The sequence below is a fragment of the Nostoc sp. genome, assembly GCF_041747015.1.
In the GTDB taxonomy this organism is placed as follows: domain Bacteria; phylum Cyanobacteriota; class Cyanobacteriia; order Cyanobacteriales; family Nostocaceae; genus Nostoc.
The window spans coordinates 1-22,415 of record NZ_JBGTFY010000312.1; the positions used below are offsets into that span (position 1 = coordinate 1).

The following is a 22,415-nucleotide window of genomic DNA, read 5'->3' on the forward strand; positions in this document are numbered from 1 at the left end:
TCCCAATTTGCCCGGCGCTCGCCGACGAAAGTGCAAGGTTTTTGAACCTCTGGATGCTATAGTCTTGCACTTGCTTGGTGAAAAAATGCTCAAAACCCTTACCTAGACTATGTTTCACTTTTGTTCAGCAAGCCCTAAGTAGGTAGACATAAACATAAAGTTCGTAGTTGACACTTCAGCGCTAAAAGTCCTGACAATTTGGCTTAACCAAAAAATGTAACGAGATTGTAACGGGAGCTTAAGTTGACGTTGCAAAAGTTTACATTTAAAATACAAAGCGGCAAAATCCGACAAGTATTTATTCTTATGTATCCTGAAAATTAGACATTCGATGAGTATATATTTTTGTAGGATTTACGCATTGAAAAGTAAATATGTATAACGTGAAAAGTCACATCTTTCGTAAGGGTTTAGCATTGCTAAACCCCTACAGCATGGTCTATTTACGTAGTTTACCGCCGTAGGCATCATAAGGATAATTAATCAAACCCTGAAACAACCTATTTTCGTTAATCCACATCATGATTAATTTGTACAGTGCGTAAGTCCTATTTTGTCAAAAGTAAAAAGTTAAACTTCTAGTGCTAGGAATGAGTGGTTTTGTAGGTGAGTTGATGGTATTTATTGGTATCGCCACCAGCGATGTTTACAGTTCCAGCTTCAAAGTTGTAGTCGTTCTGCTGTCAGCAGTTGGCGTGATTTTGACACCGATTTATTTACTGTCGATGCTGCATCAAGTGTTCTACGGTGACCAAAGTGTTCGCGTAGCGTCTGGTAGAGAATAGTTTAAATATCAGCTTGAAAAAAACAACTGTCAAAATTACTGAGCCATTAAGTTTATCGCAGTAGGTATATTCAGAATTATGCCTATCTACTACTGCTTATGCATCAGCCTACAACAAAATCTTGGCAAGAAGTTCGCGCTGCTTTTCAAAAAATCTGGGGTTATGAAGATTTTCGTCCACCACAGGGAGAAATTGTTAGCAGTTTATTGGCACAAAAAGATGCGCTAATTATTATGCCCACAGGTGGAGGGAAGTCCATTTGTTTTCAACTTCCTGCACTCCTACAAACAGGATTAACCTTAGTAGTTTCGCCCTTGGTGGCGTTGATGGAAAATCAAGTACAGGAACTACGACAAAGCCATCAGAAAGCAGCGCTTTTACATAGTGAATTATCTTCATCTCAACGCCGTACAACTCTGCAAGCTTTAGAACGTCAACAGCTAAGATTACTTTATTTATCGCCAGAAACTTTGCTAAGTCCGCCCGTTTGGGAAAGATTATGTCAGCCGGAATTGCAAATTAATGGTTTGATTTTAGATGAAGCCCATTGTTTAGTGCAGTGGGGTGATAGTTTTCGCCCAGCTTATCGCAGATTAGGGGCGGTGCGTCCTGCACTACTAAAATCAAAACCACCAGGAACAAAAATCAGCATTGCCGCTTTTACTGCTACTGCTGACCCCTTAGCCCAAAGGATTATTCAAACAGTTTTACGATTACAGCAACCAGAGATTTTCCGTTTGAATCCTTACCGTCCTAATTTGCATCCCAGCGTTCGTATTGCTTGGACACCACAAGGTAGGAAACAACAATTATTAAAGTTTATTCAAAATAGACCGCAACAATCGGGATTAGTTTATGTTCGCACTAGGAGAGATAGCGAGGATTTAGCTGAATGGTTAGCAGACATGGGTTATACTACAGCTAGTTATCATGCAGGATTGGGTGCAAGTGAACGCCGTGAAGTAGAAGCAAGTTGGTTAAGTGGTAAAATCCCCTTTGTTGTGTGTACCTGTGCGTTTGGTATGGGGATTAATAAATCTGATGTGCGCTGGGTAATTCACTTTCACGCGCCGCACTTACTGTCTGAATATGTGCAAGAAATTGGCCGGGCTGGAAGGGATGGGAAACCAGCCGAAGCGTTGACATTGGTGAGTGAACCTACGGGGTGGTTAGATTCAGGGGATAAGCAAAGACAGCAATTTTTTGTTGAACAAATGCGATCGCAACAACAAATAGCGCAGCAACTTGTGAAAAAATTACCAAAACAGGGAGAAGTGAATGCAGTAACCCGACAATTTCCTGATGGTGCGATCGCTTTAGCATTACTCCATAGCAGTGGTCAGTTAAACTGGCTTGATCCTTTTCATTACACCATTGGGCAAAAAGCGGAAACTCAGCCACCGACGCAATTACACGCCGCCAAACAAATGCATCAATACTTAACTACCAAGCAGTGTCGTTGGCAGTTTTTGTTAAAAGCTTTTGGTTTTGACAAAGAAGCAGCTAACTGGCATTGCAGACATTGCGACAATTGTCGGTAAGTTAAAAGGGTGGTTATAAACCAATACGGTTCACTTAAGAAAATTGTAGGTTGGGTAGAACGAAGGCGAGTGCGTCTCGTAGAGAAGTGAAACCCAACAAAGTCACGAAAGTGTTGGGTTTCGTGACTCAACCCAACCTACGTAGAAGTTGAGTTTTAGGCTTAACTGAACTGTATTGGGTTACAAACCGCAACTAAACAGACAAAACCCTTAATTTTTCCTTAGTCCACGGAGGTGGACTTTGTTTGTGTAGCCGCGAATTCCATTCGCCTTTAAGTTCGTTCACCACTAAGTAACAATAAAGAAGTCAAGTGAAGTCAAGTAGAGTATAAAAATATGTCATCTGCTCAAGCGCCCTCCCTACCACCGCTGATTCCGCGCGAAATTCTGTTTGGGAATCCCGAAAAAACTAGCCCGCAACTCTCGCCTGATGGCAAGTACTTGGCATATATCGCCCCCGATGATAAAAATGTCTTGCAGGTATGGTTGCGAACTGTCGGACAAGAAGACGACCAGATACTAACTGCTGATAAAAAGCGCGGTATCCGCATTTTCTTCTGGACTTATAACGCCGACCAGTTGATTTATATGCAAGACTCAGATGGCGACGAGAACTTTCACCTCCACTTGGTTAATATACACTCCAAGATTGTGCGTGACTTAACGCCATTCCAGGGTGTAAAAGCCGAACTTGTGGAACTGGAACCTAAATTTCCAGATCAAGTGCTGGTAGCGTTGAACTTGAACAATCCCCAAAAGTTTGACGTTTACCGCATCAACCTAAAAAATGGTGCAGTGGAGTTCGACACTGACAACCCTGGTAATATTATCAGTTGGACATCTGACGCCCAGTTCCAAATACGTGCAGCAACAGCTAGTACACCTGATGGTGGTTACGATTTGTTATTGCACAAACCAGATAAACAGTGGGAAATTCTCCGTCACTGGGGGCCACAAGAGGAAGGGAATTCTGTTAGCTTCTCAGCTGATGGTAAAACCCTGTATATTCAAGGCAATCACGATGCTAACGCCAAACGTCTGCTAGCTGTTGACTTAGAAACTCGTGAAGAAACCGTCATTGCTGAAGATGAACAGTATGATGTCGTGGGGATAATCATTCAGCCATTGACGCTAGTTATCCAAGCAGTTTCTTTCTACAAAGATAAACAAGAATGGCAGGTAATTGATCGCAGTATCGCCGCTGATTTTGAGGAAATCGTTAAGGTGCGTCCTGGTGAATTCTCTCTAATTAGCCGCGATTTGGAAGATAAAACCTGGCTAGTGGCTTATAGAACTGACAATGGCCCAGTTTATTACTATGCCTATAATAGAGAGTCAAAAACTAGCACTTTCCTTTTTAGCAACCAACCCAAGCTCGAAGCGTTGCAGTTAGCTTCAATGCAACCGATTTCCTACGAAGCGCGGGATGGCTTAATTATCCACAGTTACTTGACAACTCCTGTGGGAATACCTACCCAGAATTTACCAACAGTACTGCTGGTTCATGGTGGTCCTTGGGCACGGGATATTTGGGGTTTCTCTCCCACAACGCAATGGCTAGCTAACCGAGGTTATGCTGTTCTGCAAGTGAACTTTCGCGGTTCTACGGGCTATGGCAAAGCATTTTTGAATGCTGGTAATCGGGAATGGGCTGCTAAAATGCACGACGACTTGATTGACAGTGTGAACTGGCTAGTGCAACAAGGCATTTCCGACTCGCAAAAGGTTGCGATTATGGGCGGTTCTTATGGCGGTTACGCTACTTTAGTGGGGTTGACTTTTACACCAGAAATCTTTGCTGCTGGTGTAGATATTGTCGGGCCAAGTAATCTAATTACCCTGATAGAAACTATACCGCCTTATTGGGAACCTTTAAAGGCAATGCTTTCTCATCGTATCGGCAACTTGGCGACAGAAGAAGAGTTTCTGAAATCGCGATCGCCTTTATTCTTCGTTGACCGCATTCAGAAACCTTTACTCATTGGTCAAGGTGCAAATGATCCGCGAGTGAAGCAATCAGAAAGTGATCAAATTGTCAACGCAATGCAGCAGGCTGGTTTGCCAGTGCAATATGTACTTTATAGTGATGAAGGACATGGTTTTGCCAGACCAGAAAATCGCTTGCACTTTTTTGCGATCGCTGAGGAGTTTCTCGCCAAATACTTAGGTGGGAGATTTGAACCCTTGGCAGATATCCCCGGTCATTCAGGTTTAGTTAAATAAAGTCTCACGCATGGTGGTTAGGGTCATTTACCGACCACCTTAATATTTTTAATCTAGTAAACCTAGCACTTGCGAAAGTATAATATTATGACTCCTAGCGGCTGATTCTAAAAATCAAGACATCTTTGCAATGGCTGGATGGATGATACTGTGTAGAGCGAATCGGCAAGTGGCGTAGGCGCAGCCCGTCGTAGACATCGCCCGAAATAAGCGAAAATAAGCGAAATGTTATTCAAAACAAGAGGAGTAAATTTATCATGTCCCGTATGCTAACAACGTTCCGACAGCAATTCTTGCGGAGTATCACTTTTGTAATACTCTTAACTTTGATAAGTAGCTTAATACTTCCTGGGGCTACTTGGGCTGCTTCTTCTAGCTTGGGAGTTGATAATGGTCATCTTAGTTCTTGTCCGGCTTCAAACAACTGTGTTGTGAGTCAAAACGCAGATATTAAACACGCCATTGACCCGATTGCTTATCATCTAGACCGCGATGCAGCAAGAGAAACCTTACTAAAAGTTCTTGGTGTTGTTCCCCGTACAGAAATTGTAGAACAAACAGATAATTATATCCACGTTCTTTCTAAAAGCCGCATCTTCAAATTTGTTGATGACGTAGAGTTTTATTTTCCTTCTAATGAATCAGTAATTCATTTGCGATCGGCATCTCGTGTGGGAGAGTCGGATCTTGGTGTCAATCGCAGGCGTATGGAGCAAATTCGACTGGCGTTGCGCGATTTAAACATTTGATTTTATTAGCCGTGAGGAGTGCCATCTCAGTAATTTGTTACTTCCTAACTCCGAAGATGCGGTAGATTTGGAGGCAAAACTTTGCTGATAGCACGGGGCTGCTCACTACTACAGCCAGATGGTAAATCCCCTTTCAGGAAAGTGGCGAGACTATACTTGGGACGACATGGCAAAGAGCATTTTAGAAAAATTTGAGCAGGATGTGAAGTTATAAAATTTGAAGAAAGATTCTTAAAACTCTGTCCAGAATGATTGTATGTTGCAACCCTGCATTACTCATAATTTTTGACAGCTAGACCCAGTTGCTGAGAATCTTCTGACTCCAAAATGTAGATAGTATAATTATGCAGCAAATCAATTGCTGCATTACGAACGTTCGGCTCTACAAAGTCGTGAAATAAAATGACAGATCCGGACTTAAGGTAATTTGAACGGGCAAAAGCAGCATCCAAACGGCGGATCAACTGAGGAGGAAGAAACTTGTAAAGACTTTTTTCTTTTTGGCGTATTGAATCAACAACATCCATGCCATTTGGATAACTAGAAATATCGGAAATATGCCAATACTTTTTAATAAAATCCTGAAGACTAATAGTTTCCATTTTGAAACTCCTGGTAAATAATATTAATTTTTTTTGGAAGCATCATCAATCGCCTGTTGGTAAGCCTTAGCAATCTTCTTTGCTGCACTCTTCCAAGTGTAAGCTTGTACTTTTTCTCTAGCTGCTTCACCAAGGCATTGAGCTAGGGCTGGATTGCTAACTAGATGATCCAAAGATTGGGTAAGAGATTCAATATCACCAACTGGAACTGTCATACCATTAATCCCATTCTCAATAAAGTCAGCCATGCCACAGATATTAGTTGTCACAATGACCAATCCCATAGCAGCAGCTTCGAGCATTGTCAAAGGTTGCCCTTCAAAATAGGAAGGCAATACCAATATTGAATGCTGACGGTAAATCTCAATTAATTTTTCATTGCTTGATAGCTTGGGTATTACCTGGATTCGGGAACGGATATCTTCAGCAAAATCTGTTAAAACAGTATCAGCATCAAAACCACAACCAGCAATTGTGAACTGAAGCGATGGGTGACGTTGCATAACCTGGCTTATAGCTGGAACTAAATCTAATGTGCCTTTTCGCAACACCCAACTTCCCAAAAACAAGATCCCTGATCGAGACAGATTTGCTTGTGCTAAAACTGCACCTGCGAGCAAAAACTGTGATTCAACACCATTATCAGCTTGAGTAATCCTATTTTTAGCCACACCAATTTGTTGTAGATAAGCAATATCCTCTGAATTTAGACAAATAACATGGTCACAATGCCGCAAACCATACATTGCCTGTAGAACCGTAATCCGCAAGAAACGAAGAGGGAGGGAAACCGGGAGATATTTCTGCTGCCTATAAGCTAATTCAGCTAATTGGTTACGTTTTTCCAAACCATGTGAAAATACTACTACAGGCGGTAGATTCTTATTGATTTTACGATTGAAACAGTAAGGAGCCGCTAGAGGTTCGTGAATCTCGACAATATCATACTGTTTGCCTTTCTGAGCTAGGCTGTAAATTAGTGCAGGTATTTGCAATGGTACAGCTAATCGCCGCAGATAAACAGAGTTACTTACCTGCCAGTGTTCGCCGAATAAATAGTCAACTTGATGACCCATCGCTATTAGCGCATCCCCAGCGCAGTACATTGCACGAGACATACCGCCTGTTCGATTATTAGTAGCAGTACTTATCCGTAAAATTCGCATTTGTGATCCTAGCAAAGGCTAAATTTTAGTTGCCACTGTCAAAGAATGTGCAGCTATCCATTTCATTAAAAAATGTGGTTGGTCTAGCCATGTCATTCGGATGCCGTAAGTCCTGGGTATATATAAATAGTGGCCAACACCATCTACAACATTTATTTTGCATTTTAATTGCTTCAATTTACGAACCCGATCTATAAGTTTGAGTGGATGATTAATTGGTTGACCTACCTCACTAAACCCCCGCCCCGTGACTTCTCTATAGGTACGATACAGCCCCAATAAACCAAAATAGTTTGGAGTGCTTATAATCAACTGACCACCTGGTTTTGTTACTCGTACCAGTTCTGCTAGCCCCTTATCAGGATCTGGTACGTGTTCTAAGGTTTCTAAACTAACAACAATGTCGAAAGCACTGTCAGAAAAAGGTAGCTTTTGAATATCTGCAACAACTGCTTCAAAGTTAGACATATTTGGTAGAAGTCGTTTAGTGATTGCAACAGCAGTATCAGAAAAATCAGCTGCCACTAAATCTGCCCCACAATCGAGCAAATATTTGGAGAAACCGCCACGCCCACACCCAATCTCCAGTACTTTACGACCTTGTATATCACCTAAATGCTGTTTCGTCATTTGATGCCAAGGAGAGTTTGAGTTATCTTCTTCTTGTTCACCCAGTTCGCCATGCCATTTGTCGTATAGTTCTTTAGCTGTGCTGTTACTCATAAACTAGCTCCTACTTTAATTGAGGTGATTTTTCATTAACTGTTCTTTTAAATTCTAGACAGCGCAAGTAATTTTCACTTGTAATTTGGGCGATATTCTGCCAAGAAAACTGTTGGGACTGCTGTTTAGCCCACAGCCGAGCGGCACTAAGTTTTTGTTGATCATGCAACAAACTAATAACTTTGTTACTCATGCCTTTTATATCTCCTTTAGATACCAAATACTCAGGTGGTAGCATCATCGGTGGTCCAGGAACATCATAAGCAATAACAGGAATAGAAGCTGCAAGCATTTCTAAGACCCCAAAGCCGAAGCCTTCTAGATATGAAGGAAAAACACCTACAGAGCAATCAGTTAGCAGTAATGGTAGTTCTTCGGAGTCAAAGTTGGGTATGACTTCTAAATAGTTAACTAAATTTTTAGGGAAGTGTGATAAAACTTCGTCGGATGTTTTGTTTTTAGTACCTAATACCCGAAAGCATACATCAGGCACATGATAGGAAATATATTTGACAATCTCAGGAAAATCGTTTGCTCCTTTACGAGTGTCAAAAGTCCCAATAAAAGCCACTCTTGGTTTTTCGGGGGGTACACTTGATACTGCATCAAACAAAAGTCGTCTAGTGCGACTAATGCCAAGGGGAACTACAACAATCTTTTCTGCTGATATACCTCGGTTAACTAGCTCAGTTTTGGCATCATAGTTATTCACATTAATCAAGTCAGCTTCTTGTATAGTAACTGTTGCATCTCTTATCCAAGTCTGAAGTTGAGACTGTCTTGAGCGGCCTTTAATAACGTGAGCAATTTTTCTCCGCCAGCTTTTTTGTAATGGAATTGGGAAAGTTTCAAAATGATGTACAAGCAGAGCCGATCTAGCAACAAAAAGAGTTGAATTACTAAATTCAGATCTAGGATAGGGAAGGTATAAATGATCATAGTCTATGACATCATATTTTGAAGCATATTGCTGCAAATAATTTTTCAAAGATTCAACATATTTGTGCTGATATTTGATCCCGATATAGCTTAATATCTCAGGACAGATATCTGTCGGGTTTAGTAACTTACATAACCAGCCTAATTTTTGCAATTCTTTTATCAGTTCTATTAAGACTTTTGACACTCCTAATTCTTTAGAAGGCATTATTGGGCTGCAAAGTAAAATTTTCATTAACTGCCTCCTAATAATTTTGGTTCTTCAGTACATATTATGCTGGAGTTTTAATTAAAGTCCGTCACTTGCCCTGAAAATCAAGGCTTACAGGGTTTCAAATTGATGCTCCATTGTCTGAAATTCATCAGCTAATTCTAACTGTACTCCTGAGCCTCTTAAGTTTCGACTTTAAGGTAGATAAAGGCTCATGATATTATCAAAGGTTGCTTCATAGAGGTTTAGACTCTCCTGTGTAAATATCTAAATGTCTTCTGACTACCGTCAACCAGTTAAGTGACTGTATCCATTGGCGACAATTGGTTTGGTATTGTATATATTCTGATGGAGATAAGTTAATTAGTTTATCTAAAGCAACTGCGATCGCTTCCCCAGAGTTCTGTTTAACTACAAACCCAGTACAATCATTATCTACAAACTCATGCATCGCACCAGCATCAGTACAAATAACAGGAGTTCCACAGGCTTGAGATTCTAACAATGTGAAACCCATCAATTCAGGAACTGGCGTATAGTCTCCGTAGCAAGTAGTATGAACTGATGGCAAGACTGTCACCATTGCTGTACGATACTCATGAAGTAAACGCTGGTCATCAGCATCGTGAATGAATTCTACATTTAGTCCCTCTGCTAGCTGTCTGATATCTTGGTAAAATTGTTCACTGTAAACTCTACCAACAATTGTGAGTTTGTAGTTTGAGTGATTTAGTAAGCGGAAAGCTTCTATTAAGTAGTTAATACCTTTATGGGGCAAAATCCGTCCGACATAGAGAATCTTCTGTTCTTTTTTTAAGTTAGGATCTGGACAAAATTTATCTGTATCAATGCCTCCTTTAATCAATACAGATTTTTCTTGTAGCTCAGTAGGAATAAAATTTAACCCAAAACGTGAGTAGGCGATCGCTTTTCGATAGCCTTTGAAAATCGGCAGTTTTTGATTAAGTACTAAACCGCTACCACCACCATAATCTGTTATAAAAACACGTTTACCAAGCAAAGATGCAGTCAGACAGCCTAAGTCAGAAACTAGGGTATAAATATGGTGGATGTGGATTATATCAGCACCCAAAATTGAAGCTAAATATCTAAAGCATAGAGGATTAACTTTATTACCATGTATTAAGTGTTGAACTTTATAAATCTCATATTTTAGTTGACAGTAACTATAAGATTTACGCTCAGAAGAGAAACTTACTAGAGTAGTATCGACAAACTTAGACATCCAGAATGCTAACTCTGTGGGATAACGTTCGCCACCACCGATGATTGAAGCATTATCAAAGTAAGTTGGTGTAATGTGGACTACTTTCATATAGCTTTTCAAAAACTTTCGTAATTTAAACTTCAAATTCAAATTTGCCAGTTTGTAAATTCGGGCTTATCATTGTTGCCTATTAAGCTTGTTCACCTTTCCGTATTGTTTCGCAGGCTTATTCAAAAATCAAATCTGATTCCTATAGATATCTAAATGTCTTTTAACTACTGTTAACCAACTTAGAGGTTGTATCCATTGGCGACAATTGGTTTGGTATTGTATATATTCTGATGGAGATAAGTTAATTAGTTTGTCTAAAGCAACTGCGATCGCTTCCCCAGAGTTCTGTTTAACTACAAACCCAGTACAATGATTATCTACAAACTCATGCATTGCACCAGCATCAGTACAGATAACAGGAGTTCCACAAGCTTGAGATTCTAAGAGCGTGAAACCCATCAGTTCAGGAACTGGCGTATAGTCTCCGTAGCAGTTCGTGTGAACCGAGGGCAAGACTGTCACCATTGCTGTACGATACTCATGAAGTAAACGCTGATCGTCAGCATTGTGAATGAATTCTACATTTAGTCCATCTGCTAGCTGTTTGATGTCTTGGTAGAATTGTTCACTGTAAACTCTACCAACAATTGTGAGTTTGTAGTTTGAGTGATTTAGTAAACGCAAAGCTTCTATCAAGTAGTTAATACCTTTATGGGGTAAAATGCGTCCGACATAGAGAATCTTCTGTTCCTTTTTTAAATTAGGATCTGGACAAAATTTATCTGTATCAATGCCTCCTTTAATCACAACTCCTTTGTTTCTTAGATCAGTTGGCAGAAAATCTAAGGCAAATTGAGATTGAGCGATCGCATGGCAATAAAAACGAAAAACTGGTAATTTTTGATTAAGGAAAACAGATCCACCACCACCATGATCTGTAACAACAACATTTTTACCAAGGAAAGATGCCGTTAAGCAAGCTAGATCGGAAACTAGGGTGTGGATATTATGGATATGAACTATATCAGCATCTAAAATAGCAGCCAGATATTTAAAGCATAGAGGATTAACTTTATTACCTTTGATAAAAATTTTAACTGCGTAAGTTTCGTATTTGAGTTGACCTTGTTCGGAAGATTTACGTTGAGATGAGAAGCTGACTAAGGTAGTATCTACAAACTTCGACATCCAGGTTGCTAATTCAGAGGGATATCGTTCACCACCTCCGATAACTGATACATCATCAAAGTAAGTTGGTGTGATATAAACTACTTTCATAATAAAAATTTTAACGGCTACTTAATAGCCTCTAATTCAAAATAAAGATACCAAGCCGGAAAAATCCAAGCCCATCTTTGCTCATAGCTTTGAGGGAATTTATTAGCCAATCTACTAAAAATAGACCGATTAATTCTGCCACCCTGAAACTGTATATGACGATATTTAATATGATATCTAGCCTTTGAATAATAGGACAAGGTATGACTATCAGAGAAATAATCAAAGGAAAAATAACTTAAATGCCATTTATGGGTGGGATCTATATATGAATTTGCACAAGAAAAATGAGGGGTAGTTATTTTAAGTAGTCCTCCAGGTTTGAGTATTCGATGAAATTCTTCTAAATTATTAGGAATATTTGATAGATGCTCTATGACATCAAAGCACTCTATTTCTGAAAAGCTAGAATCGTTCAAAGGATAAGGAATCTTTTCTAAATCCCAAACTATATCAGGATCTACTTCAGGCGATATATCCAGCCTAACTAGGTTTGGCTGTTGTGGTTTTCTACCGCATCCAACAGATAATGTATTTATCATTCTCTCTACTACGATTTAAACTAGATAAATAATCTACGCTTGATACCTTTGAAAATTCTATTTCCCTCTTGGGTTAATTGTTGAATATTATACTTATACTTAGGATATTTATATCTTGTAGAAACAAACTGACTAAGTTCTTCATATATGTTATCTAACCCATCAATTCGCTTTTCAGAAAAATCAAATTTTTCTTCCCAGAATAAAAATGCAATAGTTTCATCCGGTGGTATTTTTTTGGCAAATGATGGCGGAAATGATAATTGGAAGTCGCCATGAATCATATGATATTTCATGAGAAACTGCACATAATTGTCAGTTATATCAACCAACCACCTATGATGTGATAATCCAACTAACCTATTTGATTCTGATCCTCGACATGATTCAAGTAACCTTGATGGAACTTCTATATAGCCACGTCTCGATACTCTAATCAGTTCTGAACATACATATAATGGATCTCTAACATCTTCGAGGGTATGTGAACATATAGAAAAGTCAAAAAAATTATCATCAAATGGCCAAGGTTCTCTATCACAGAAGTCTCTTTGAACCCATGTTTCCTTGTTGAAATATTCTTTTTCTCCTCCTTGTGATTTTGGCATTCCAATTTTTTCATAATAGCCCCTAGTTTCAAAAGCTCCCCCATCAAGTATCCAGTTTGCACGATTAAATGGGCAAGCCCATCCACCGACATCCAGAACAATATCATCAGGCTTAATTTTTGATAAAACTTTTTCGATATTTTTATTAAACATACAACTTCCTTCAATGTATTGCTATGTAAACTTTCGAATCTTTTCATATCTGAACAAGTGAAAAAATGAAGGATTCAGACTTATAGTTATATATCATTCCATGATGTAATGTTGGTATTTACCCAAGGCATATATTGAGATGTACCTGCAAAGTGAAGAAAATAGTTATTGAGAAATGCTATATTCAAAGCAGGAGTAGTAACTTTTTTGGGCGGTAATTGGTAATGCCCTCTAGTTAAACGTTTCCAAAATCGAATAGGCTTAATTTCTGTCTTTTTTGGTGGTAGTAACAAGGGATAGTCCATCGCCATACATGCTAGCCATATTTTATTAAATTTATCATCTAACCAATGAATGCAATTAGCCTTAAGTAATTCATAAGATAATGCATCCATCTCAAAATTGTTAAGGGGAGTTTCGTCATAGTGGTGATAAGTATATTCCAGTATAGAATTATGTATATGGGGAGATAGAACCATTACTCCAGTTTGAACAACTTGATCGAATGAGTCAGGTAATAAAGCTCCTGAGTAAAACTCTTTAGCATTACGATAAGGCCAATTCCAAAATTCTATAATTCTGTCTATTAACATTTGGTCTTTTCCTGGTAATGGTTCGGCAAATTGAGCGAACGCACTAACAGCACCGACCTTATCCTCTGTTACATTAGAAACTATGCAGGGCGAATTAGGGTTAATCAAAATATCTGAATCAATCCAAACTACTTTGTCATATCCTTTAACCCTTTCATCTCCTAAAATCAAACATTTTTGCCAAGCAGGTGATCTACTATGAGCCATAGCAGAAGTATCAAGAGGTTTATCTATACAAACTAAATCATAATCGTGTTTATCTGCGTATTGCTGCCAGTTTTTAGCGCAGATAGTTTTCCATCTTTGCTGGTAATGTTGACCAATCAATAAGGTAACAATAGCTTTTTTTTGTTTCATTTTATGCTGTCAATAAAGGTTGCATATAAAACCATGACATATTTCTAGATTCAATTTCGCCAGTTTCTTGATTTTCAATCCATCTATATTCTTCAGTCATAGGCAATATCCATCTCTTCCAGAGTGAGTTGAAAGGTATATCATTGTATTGTCTTTTTCGCTGCCAGATTCTCTCAATATTGTGAGTGTGGGAGAACCGTGAATTAATTATTTCAGCTATACCTGGACAAATGCATTCATGTAATTCGACCAATATTTCACAGTTATGTATTCTCGGTATTACTTCTGGACTTAACAGTTCTTTTTCTGCCCCTTCCACATCCATAATTAAGAGACATTTATCTTGTGAATTTAATACATTTTGTAGAGATGAAATATCACATTTTCCAGTTATGATTATTCTATTTGCTACATTATTCAATTGTGCCATTTCCTTTAATAGAGCCTGACCTTTTAGCTCAGTCTCAAAAGCTATAACCCTAGTTAGTGAATTTCTCATAGCCATACCAATCGCATAGTATCCCTCGGCTGCACCAACGTCTATAATTAAGGTAAAGTTTTTAGAACATAAATCTTGAATTATTGAATGAAGCTCTAATTCATATGTACCCAGTATTTTAGGTGTATATGCACTACCAATACTATTCTCAACATACCTCATGCCTGCAAATGGGCCAGATATAACCTTACCATTGGCTAAAGAATCAACCTGTTTCTTAGCTAAAACTGCTGGATGTAACTCTGATGGTAATAGGCTCTTGAAATATTTTTTCACAGATGGTATCATAAATGTTTTTATTATTTGCTTTATTTGAATGTATTAATACTAATCGTAATCTAAATAAAAATGGCAATTAAATTTTGTTGTAGTTACTCAGTCCACGATACGTAAGCATTATACTAACTAGAAATGAAGAGATTTGAGACAATAAGCTAAAAATCATCACTCCTTTAATAGTTGAGATATCTAAATTCATCAATAGAAAAATTTGTAAAATTAATTTCATGGGAATATCAATCCAACTATATTCAACCCATCCTTTAGCAAGATTCAGGGAGGTCATCATGCCAAGAAAAGAACTTATAAATGTCACAAAAATTATCATAAATAATTCATTTTTAAGGTGACTATACTTATTTCCTACAATCCAAAGAATCTGTTCAGGAAAAATATATACATATGCAATAATCAATATTCCAAATAATAGAAAAATACCTAATATTTGGAAGTAACGACGACGTAAAATTACTACTGACTGACAACGAGAAAAGCTAGGTAAAATAATTGTCGCCATTACAGAATTAATAATTGTAAAAATAACAGCTATCCGTCCTAAAGCTCCTAGTTCAGCAATATTCTGTGTACTGCCAAATATACTAATAAGAAAAATACCTAATTGTCCTTGAATACAAAAGAAAATACTATTAGGTAGTGAATGTTTAATTGTTGTAAGTATAAATTTACGATCTTCTTGATTATTAGATACTTTGGCATCAATATTTTCCTCAGCCAAGCGTCCCAAAACAAAACGCTGTAATCCTGAGACTAAAGATCCAGATGCAATTGCTACTGTAGCGTTCCAAAAAGTTAAATACCCTAATCCCAAAAATATGAGTCTGGAAATTGCTGAAAGAATATCTAAATTTTGAATCCGGCTAATTTGAGAATGTAGACGAGGCACTACTATTAACACTCCAGTAGTTAGCTGAAAATTTAGCCCTAGTAGCACTACAATCGTTATTAAAACTGTATAACCTATTGAAGCACCATTGCGAATTAATATCCAAATTAAAATTGGTGTGACTACAGAGATTGAAATTGCTGCTAAAAAGTAGCGTAACCGCATTGCAGTATTAATTAACTGACCAAAACGATAACGGTCTTGCCAAACTTTACCTCCAATAGCAGAAAGACCTATACTAATGCCTGAATCGGATAATATGTTCATTGTTGACAACATTGAATTAGCAATAGTGTAATAAGCATATTGTTGTTGTTCTAAGGTACGAACTATTAAAATTCCACTAGCTAGAGTCAAAGCTTGAACTAGAATTTGAGCAGAGACAAATTTGCTAAGTACTTTGATCCAATGAACGACATTAGAAGGTACGGAAGGTACAGACATCTACTCACTCTTATAGTCCGATTAGTACACGTTGTGCTTCTTTAGATAAATCCCAAAATTCTATCTAGCAGTTTGCAACATTAATTTTAATTAAGTAAAAAGCTTGGTGGTAATAACTTTAGCCTTTGTCTTCAGCACTGAAGTGCTTACTACTTACTAAGCAAACTTATTATTGCCAAATTCTATACCAAACTAAGATGAGTTTATTTTGTCAAAAAAACTCTTTAGTATCACTCAATAAAGCTTAATATAGTGCCATTCACGTATATTTATAGACAAAATTTTAAGACTAGATGCTATGTGGTTTATTATCCGCGCAGCCTCTCTACTAAGCGAAGACATCGTTTTTATTTCAGAAAATCAATCAAACGATTAATCAATGATTAATCTAGATTCTTTTTTACACATTAATTTAGATTTTGTCAAGGTTAATTTAAATACGCTTACTATAAGTATTAACCCCGTCCCTCATTAACCGTAATCATAACCATTTACAGTGTCTAAAATGTTATATTCAAAAACGGGTTACTGAGGTCGTAGATTAAGACTGATCTCGTGAAATCGAAAAAGTAAAACTACCGTTACACAAAGGTTTCAGCGTCAGCTTGAGCGTTGCCAAAAAATGGATAAAGTCGAGTTTAGCTATCTGTGAAATAGTCTGAATCAACTTTTTTCACTTCTTAAATAATTGATAAAAGTAGAAGCTTGCACTGATAACTGGTGCTGTTGATACCAAGCATAAGCGTTATCTGCAATTGTCTGTCCCGCCGATAAGTTCATCGTATGCAGATACTTGTCCCCTAACCAGTAATGTTTCCCTGCTTCTAAACCATCGACATCTTGTCCTTTATACCATGTGCCTATAGGCAGCAATCTATGAGCGCAGTAAGCCGCGAAAATTGTTGATTTTGTCAGGTATTCTGTATGGTAATTAAAAAAACCTACCACTGAGTTTGATAATAAGTCGCTGATTTCTTCAGCAGACTTAACTCCCACACAATTAACAGGAATACCATTTACTGAATCAATTTCAAAATCTAGAGGAGGTCCAATATCTAAAATTTCATCAATGTTTAACTCAAGACAAGTACGCTGTAACGCTAATTGCGACTTCTGATAAACACGCGATCGCGGTCCGATACCACCAAAAATTACCAAGCGTCGAGGACGTTCTGATAAAGAAGTTAAATTCTCAGGCTCACCAACATTAGAAAAAACAGGCAAAGCCGGAACTTGAGGATGTTTTCCTTGACCTAATTTCGTGATAATTTCAGCATATCCTTGCTTGCTAGTAAGACAGCGATCGCTCAACCGAACCAAACGTGCAGCTAGATTTCTTTGCAGTGGCGATGTCCAAAACTGACTTGTCCAAATAGAACCAAAAGCATAGATTTCGTGAAACATTGTCACCAAATATCGGGAACTCCCAGCTTTTCGCCAATGCTCCAACCCTTCTACCAACCAAATTGGACAACCTCGCTTCGCATAACCATAGCCCACATAATGCAACAAAACGGTGGTTCTTAAGTGTTCTTCATTTGGTAATAGCTCCAACAAAGCTGCACTAGACTGTTCCGCCACCTGCTTAACCGTAAATCCCCTGACAAAAGAATCACCAGACCAATTCGGATCTCCAATTATAAAATCACTCACCAAGCCAAAGTCTTGACGCAGTTGCACAGCTAAATTCAACCCATAATCTCCTAAGCCATCAATAGCAGGGGGTAGACGAGGAACAATTGCAATGATGCGATCAATAGTAGGTTTCATTTAATGATACTTACACTAGACCAATAATATTAGCTACCATGTCGTAGTAGTCAACATTTTGTACTCTAATTTGTGATACTGATAGTGTCATCAGCAAGCCCTAAGTAGTCACACACAATTAATTACACAAAATACAGATATAATCAACTTCCGCATTTATCTGAAAAATCTCAGTAAAAATGCTACTTTCAGTAAATTTTTGGGAAACATACAAATAAGGGTGCTGAAATTTGTCAGTTAATTAGAGGATGGCTTAACTTTTATAAGCTGACTTAGTAATTAACAATACAGTTTAATACGTAAGTAGGAATTTGGTGTATGTCTAGTACTCGAAAACTTCTATCTATTGGGCACTCTTATGTCGTTAACTTGAATCGCCAATTGATCAATGAAATAGCCCGTTTGGGAAAGGGGGAATGGGAAGTAACAGCAGTTGCGCCTTCATTTATGCATGGAGATTTGCGACCCATACACTTAGAAACTGACCCCAATGAAATCTGTCGCCTACAAGAAGTACCAGTTTATTTCAGCAAACCGGCTCACATTTTGACTTATGATTGGCGACTCAAAGAGATTATGGCACAAGGCTGGGATTTGGTTCATTGTTGGGAGGAACCTTACGTTTTTGCTGGGGGACAGATTGCTTGGTGGATACCTGATAAAATCCCATTGATTTACCGTACTGCTCAAAGCCTATCGAAACGATATCCACCTCCATTTAATTGGATTGAAAAGTATGCAATGAACCGTGCAACAGGATGGATTTGTAGTGGACAAATAGTTGCTGAAAATTTATTGTCGCGTCCAGGCTATTCCCTCCCAATGCAACTAATTCCCCTTGGCGTAGACGTTAATTATTTCTATCCTGATCATGATGCTGGGCTACAAATTCGTCGCCTTCTGAATTGGGAAGAAAAAGGAATACCTGTTATCGGTTATTTAGGTCGCTTTATTCCCGAAAAAGGATTAGATTTACTGATGCGGGTTCTAGATAGTTTACAAACTCCTTGGCGAGCCTTGTTTGTCGGAACTGGAACAATGGAATCATCTCTAGGAAGGTGGGCAAAGCGTTATCCTGAACAGGTGCGGATTTGCACCAATGTCAGACATAGTGAAGTTCCCCAATATCTCAACGCTATGGATATACTTGTCGCCCCCAGTCAAACCATGTCTAATTGGCGAGAACAGTTTGGGCGAATGCTGATTGAAGCATTCGCTTGTGGTGTTCCTGTAATTGGCAGTGATAGCGGAGAAATCAGTTATGTTATTCAAGATGCTGGTTTGGTGGTTGGCGAAAAAGATGAGTTGGGTTGGGTTGCAGCTATTTCAGACTTGCTCAACAGTCCTTCTCAACGAAGAGAACTCTCGCAAAAAGGTTTAGAGCGATCGCATACATTTTACACTTGGCCCATTGTTGCAAAACTTCATTTGCAATTTTTTAACGAGTTTTTTGATGGTCGTTCTCTATAAAGTTGAAGGTGATTTTTGCCAAATAACCGCCGTTTTTATCCCGTTTGTTGATTGATTGACAATTAACCAATTTTCAGGAATCTTAAGTAAATCTAATGAATTCCACATATTAGTATCATCAATTAGCAAATATCCACTAGGTTTAATTTTACTTAGGCATTTTCTGGTGCAGTTAGTTCTGTAGTGACCATCAACAATTACAAAATCCAAACTTTCCTCTTCAAATTCATCTAACACTGCCACATAATTAGGACATCTTTCATAAAATTCCTGTTCAGGTTGTAATGAAGGATGGTTTAGGGGAATCAATCGCAAATCCACATTAGCCAAATTTGCGCTTTCTATTTTTGTCTTTACTGATTGATACCAATCGGGATTATCTTCTATGCTCGTCAAATTAGCTACTCGCTGACCAAACCATACTGAACTTCGACCACTTCCAAATTCAAGCATGGACATAGAGTTAGTAAGATACCTTTCGCAAAATTTTACCGTTCCCGGACACATCCAAGGTTTATTGGGATGGAATTTTTCCCAAATCCAATATTTGATACGATGCAGCAAGGCTTTAGGTCTTTTTAACCAAAAAACAATGTTTTTTGTCATCATAGAATGCACCTTTTATCCATTTGGTCAATCTTGTGTTAAATTCTACACATAAAAAATCTAAAAATCAATATATATACTAAATGACTAAAATCGCTCAATTTCGCCTTGCAATCATCTGCGATTACCCAGAAGAAAACTGGCATAGCATGAATTTGTGTGCTCAGATGCTACTCAAGCACCTGCAAGCTGAACATACTGCACCTATTCAAGCTACAGAAGTTTGTCCAAGATTTAACTGGCGTTGTCAAAAAAGTCCCTGGTTTGGTGAAAGGCACTTTGCTTACAATGCAGACCGCTTGATTAACCGATTTTGGGATTACCCCTTTTATCTTTACCAACGAGTCAAAGACTTTGATTTCTATCACATTGCTGACCACAGCTATGCTCATTTAGCCCATGTCTTGCCCCCAGAACGTACAGGGGTATATTGTCACGATATTGATGCTTTTCGCTCTTTATTGGAACCAGCACAAGAGCCTCGACCTGACTGGTATAAAGCTATGTCTCGGAGAATTCTTAATGGTTTGCAATCATGCGCCATTGTGTTTTATTCTACCGCAGAGGTAAAAAGACAAATTGAGTATTATCAACTGGTGGAATCGTCGCGCCTAGTTTTTGCTCCCTATGGTATCGCTCCAGAATTTAGTATTACTCCTGAAAACGCCAGTATTGCTGATCAACAAATACTAGAACAAATAGGTAATGCACCTTTTCTGCTTCACGTTGGTAGTTGCATTCCTCGCAAGCGCATTGATATTCTTTTACAAGTGTTTGCCCAGTTACAAGGGATTTACCCGCAGTTGCAGCTTGTCAAAGTTAGTGGCGAGTGGACACCAATCCAACAGCAACAAATTGCTCAGTTGAATATTAAAAAGTCAATAACTCATCTACAGAGTTTACAGCGTACAACCATAGCAGCACTTTACCGACGAGCATCAGCAGTGTTATTAACAAGTGAAGCAGAAGGCTTTGGATTACCAGTTATCGAAGCCTTATCATGCGGGGCGATCGCAATTGTCAGTGATATTCCTGTGTTGCGTGAGGTAGGACAAGAAGCAGTAGTTTACTGCCCAATTTCGGATGTTTCAGCCTGGGTAAAGACGGTAGAACAGCTATTGCTAAATCCAACTAGCGCCCCAGATATCAATCTTCGTTTGAGTCAGGCTAACAAATATTCTTGGTCTGCTCACACCGAGATTATTGCTCAATCTTATTTAGAATTAATCAGTAATTAAAACTAGATGAAAATAGTATTTCTAAATCCGGTGGGAGTAATTGGTGGTGCAGAGAGGGTTTTGCTGACTATGTTGACTGCTTTAAATACACAGCCAAATATACAACTTCACTTAATTGTCGGTACAGATGGGGCATTAATAGAGCAGGCTGAAAAATTAGGCGTACAGGTGACATTACTAAAACTCCCAGAAGAATTTAATCAACTGGGTGACAGTGCCTTTAAAGGTAATAGTAAAACAATAGCAATATTCATATTGCTATTACGAGTAGTCAAAACTTTACCCAGCATCGGCAAATATCTCAGGGAGTTTAAGCGATCGCTACGTGAACTCAAACCCGATTTAATTCACTCCAACGGGATTAAAACTCATGTACTAACGGCATTGGTTGGAATCAAAGATGTACCCATTGTTTGGCATATTCATGATTTCTATGGCTCACGACCATTAATAGCACAGGTTTTAAAATGGTTGAGCGTAGGCGTAGCCCGTCGTAGACATCGCGCCACTCTTGGAATTGCTATTTCCCAAGCTGTTGCTCAAGATGCTAGAAATACACTACCTTGCTTACCCATAGAAGTAATTTACAATGCGATCGATGTTAATTATTTTTCTCCTGCTCCTCTATCTTTACATTTGACTTTACGGGTAGGATTAGTAGCTACCTTTGCTCGTTGGAAAGGTCATGATATTTTCCTAAAAGCAATAGGTAATATTGTGCGATCGCATCCGCACTTAAACGTTCATTTCTATATCATTGGTGGAGCAATTTATCAAACTCGTGGTTCCCAATTTTCTGAGCAGGAGTTAAAAAATCTGGCCTCAGATATTGGAATTACAGATAAAGTTGATTTTCTTGGTTTCCAGCAAGATATAGCAGAGATTTACCGTTGGTTAGATATAGTAGTTCATGCCAGCACCGAACCAGAACCATTTGGACTCGCAATAATAGAAGCTATGGCTTGTGGTAAACCAGTTATAGTATCCCAAGCAGGTGGAGCAACCGAGCTATTTACTCACAATTATGATGCAGTTGGTGTACCTCCAGGAGAACCAATTGCTCTAGCAGCAGCTATTTTAGACTTGCTCGACAAAACCGAAAAACGTCAAATCATCTCAGTTAATGCCAGACTTACAGCCACAGAGCGTTTTAGTCACGAGCGTTTACATCAGCAAATTCTAGAAGTATATACTCATGCCAATACCTTCCTTCGCCAAAAAAAGAGTATGAATAAATAAGTCCAATGTAGTAGAGTTATAGCAATTTTTGGGTTGAATCCTAAACAGAACTCTTTCCCAGACGCGCACGACGTAGATAAAACATTATTGATTTGATAATCAATCTGCATATTTTTTAATAACAATCCTCCGCCTTTAACCAGAGGATTCTGAATTGCACCACATTCAATACAGTTCGGTTAACATGTTTATTCCTCAGAGATCCCCCCAACCCCCC

Annotated in this window: 19 protein-coding genes and 1 pseudogene; 7 read left to right on the top strand and 13 right to left on the bottom strand. The window is 38.5% G+C overall.

Annotated features, from left to right (window positions below):
• Window positions 1-575 precede the first annotated feature (575 nt).
• From ACEW80_RS24825 to ACEW80_RS24840, 4 genes and pseudogenes are all read left to right on the top strand, one after another.
• Window positions 576-758, top strand: a pseudogene (locus tag ACEW80_RS24825) (NAD(P)H-quinone oxidoreductase subunit 4); the annotation flags it as partial.
• Between the two features lie 125 nt (window positions 759-883).
• Entirely contained in the window at window positions 884-2,326 is a 1,443-nt protein-coding gene (locus ACEW80_RS24830) for an ATP-dependent DNA helicase RecQ (RefSeq protein ID WP_373529147.1), read from the top strand.
• A gap of 336 nt (window positions 2,327-2,662) precedes the next feature.
• Window positions 2,663-4,549 (top strand): alpha/beta fold hydrolase, encoded by a 1,887-nt coding sequence (locus tag ACEW80_RS24835; RefSeq protein ID WP_373529148.1) that lies wholly within the window; start codon window positions 2,663-2,665, stop codon window positions 4,547-4,549.
• A 257-nt stretch (window positions 4,550-4,806) separates the two neighbouring features.
• Entirely contained in the window at window positions 4,807-5,298 is a 492-nt protein-coding gene (locus ACEW80_RS24840; RefSeq protein WP_373529149.1) for a DUF1499 domain-containing protein, read from the top strand.
• A gap of 272 nt (window positions 5,299-5,570) precedes the next feature.
• Here ACEW80_RS24840 and ACEW80_RS24845 read toward each other — a convergent pair whose 3' ends face one another.
• From ACEW80_RS24845 to ACEW80_RS24900, 12 genes are all read right to left on the bottom strand, one after another.
• A complete protein-coding gene (locus ACEW80_RS24845) occupies window positions 5,571-5,900 on the bottom strand; it encodes a hypothetical protein (RefSeq protein WP_373529150.1) in 330 nt (109 codons plus the stop codon).
• Between the two features lie 23 nt (window positions 5,901-5,923).
• The gene (locus ACEW80_RS24850; RefSeq protein WP_373529151.1) at window positions 5,924-7,066 is read right to left on the bottom strand and encodes a glycosyltransferase family 4 protein; all 1,143 of its coding nucleotides are present in this window, start codon (window positions 7,064-7,066) and stop codon (window positions 5,924-5,926) included.
• Window positions 7,067-7,084: 18 nt separating this feature from the next.
• Window positions 7,085-7,789, bottom strand: coding sequence for a class I SAM-dependent methyltransferase (locus ACEW80_RS24855; protein WP_373529152.1), 705 nt, complete (start codon window positions 7,787-7,789; stop codon window positions 7,085-7,087).
• A 10-nt stretch (window positions 7,790-7,799) separates the two neighbouring features.
• Window positions 7,800-8,936: a glycosyltransferase family 4 protein gene (locus ACEW80_RS24860; RefSeq protein WP_373529153.1), complete on the bottom strand. Its 1,137-nt coding sequence runs from the start codon at window positions 8,934-8,936 to the stop codon at window positions 7,800-7,802.
• 238 nt (window positions 8,937-9,174) lie between these two features.
• A complete protein-coding gene (locus tag ACEW80_RS24865; RefSeq protein ID WP_373529154.1) occupies window positions 9,175-10,275 on the bottom strand; it encodes a glycosyltransferase family 4 protein in 1,101 nt (366 codons plus the stop codon).
• Window positions 10,276-10,404: 129 nt separating this feature from the next.
• Window positions 10,405-11,496 (bottom strand): glycosyltransferase family 4 protein, encoded by a 1,092-nt coding sequence (locus ACEW80_RS24870; RefSeq protein ID WP_373529155.1) that lies wholly within the window; start codon window positions 11,494-11,496, stop codon window positions 10,405-10,407.
• Window positions 11,497-11,513: 17 nt separating this feature from the next.
• Complete coding sequence (locus ACEW80_RS24875) at window positions 11,514-12,038, bottom strand: methyltransferase domain-containing protein (RefSeq protein ID WP_373529156.1); 525 nt, start codon at window positions 12,036-12,038, stop codon at window positions 11,514-11,516.
• Between the two features lie 20 nt (window positions 12,039-12,058).
• Window positions 12,059-12,799: a methionine biosynthesis protein MetW gene (locus tag ACEW80_RS24880; protein WP_373529157.1), complete on the bottom strand. Its 741-nt coding sequence runs from the start codon at window positions 12,797-12,799 to the stop codon at window positions 12,059-12,061.
• 86 nt (window positions 12,800-12,885) lie between these two features.
• Complete coding sequence (locus tag ACEW80_RS24885) at window positions 12,886-13,749, bottom strand: hypothetical protein (RefSeq protein ID WP_373529158.1); 864 nt, start codon at window positions 13,747-13,749, stop codon at window positions 12,886-12,888.
• Between the two features lies 1 nt (window position 13,750).
• Window positions 13,751-14,536 (bottom strand): hypothetical protein, encoded by a 786-nt coding sequence (locus ACEW80_RS24890; RefSeq protein ID WP_373529159.1) that lies wholly within the window; start codon window positions 14,534-14,536, stop codon window positions 13,751-13,753.
• Between the two features lie 67 nt (window positions 14,537-14,603).
• A complete protein-coding gene (locus ACEW80_RS24895) occupies window positions 14,604-15,875 on the bottom strand; it encodes a lipopolysaccharide biosynthesis protein (RefSeq protein WP_373529160.1) in 1,272 nt (423 codons plus the stop codon).
• Between the two features lie 663 nt (window positions 15,876-16,538).
• Window positions 16,539-17,645: a glycosyltransferase family 1 protein gene (locus ACEW80_RS24900; protein ID WP_373529161.1), complete on the bottom strand. Its 1,107-nt coding sequence runs from the start codon at window positions 17,643-17,645 to the stop codon at window positions 16,539-16,541.
• A 318-nt stretch (window positions 17,646-17,963) separates the two neighbouring features.
• Here ACEW80_RS24900 and ACEW80_RS24905 point away from each other — a divergent pair, with 318 nt between their 5' ends.
• Window positions 17,964-19,115 carry a glycosyltransferase family 4 protein gene (locus tag ACEW80_RS24905; protein ID WP_373529162.1) on the top strand — a complete coding sequence of 384 codons (1,152 nt, stop codon included), beginning with the start codon at window positions 17,964-17,966 and terminating at the stop codon, window positions 19,113-19,115.
• On the opposite strand, the gene ACEW80_RS24910 is transcribed toward ACEW80_RS24905, so the two are convergent.
• A complete protein-coding gene (locus tag ACEW80_RS24910) occupies window positions 19,110-19,724 on the bottom strand; it encodes a class I SAM-dependent methyltransferase (RefSeq protein ID WP_373529163.1) in 615 nt (204 codons plus the stop codon). The genes ACEW80_RS24905 and ACEW80_RS24910 overlap by 6 nt on opposite strands.
• 80 nt (window positions 19,725-19,804) lie before the next feature.
• Between ACEW80_RS24910 and ACEW80_RS24915 the strand changes: the two genes are divergently transcribed.
• Both ACEW80_RS24915 and ACEW80_RS24920 read left to right on the top strand, forming a co-directional pair.
• Window positions 19,805-20,959 (top strand): glycosyltransferase, encoded by a 1,155-nt coding sequence (locus ACEW80_RS24915; protein WP_373529164.1) that lies wholly within the window; start codon window positions 19,805-19,807, stop codon window positions 20,957-20,959.
• A 6-nt stretch (window positions 20,960-20,965) separates the two neighbouring features.
• Window positions 20,966-22,198, top strand: coding sequence for a glycosyltransferase (locus ACEW80_RS24920; RefSeq protein ID WP_373529165.1), 1,233 nt, complete (start codon window positions 20,966-20,968; stop codon window positions 22,196-22,198).
• Window positions 22,199-22,415 lie beyond the last annotated feature (217 nt).